Origin of the sequence: Paraburkholderia sp. SIMBA_027 (assembly GCF_046535315.1) — a bacterium.
In the GTDB taxonomy this organism is placed as follows: domain Bacteria; phylum Pseudomonadota; class Gammaproteobacteria; order Burkholderiales; family Burkholderiaceae; genus Paraburkholderia; species Paraburkholderia tropica.
In genome coordinates this window covers 1-260 of the sequence record NZ_JAWRWY010000949.1, presented here as the reverse complement: position 1 = coordinate 260, position 260 = coordinate 1, and the positions used below count along the sequence as shown (strand labels likewise).

1 protein-coding gene is annotated in these 260 nt (G+C 63.8%); it reads left to right on the top strand.

From position 1 onward, the window contains the following. Positions 1–260: 7-cyano-7-deazaguanine synthase (locus tag SB764_RS41920; protein ID WP_410867025.1), on the top strand; the 260-nt coding region annotated here is incomplete at both ends.

Sequence of the window (260 nt, the reverse complement as noted above, 5' to 3'; positions counted from 1 at the left end):
AGCTGGATTTTGCCGCCGATTGCGCAAAACGGCTCGGCGTGCCGCATCATGTCATCGATATCCGCACCATCGGTGCGCATCTCACTGGCTCGGCGCTGACGGACAACATTGCGGTGCCGGACGGACATTATGCGGAGGAGACCATGCGCTCCACCGTGGTGCCGAACCGCAACGCCATCATGCTCACCATCGCCTTCGGGCTGGCTGCCGCGCAGCAGGCGGATGCGGTGGCGATTGCCGTGCATGGCGGCGACCATTTC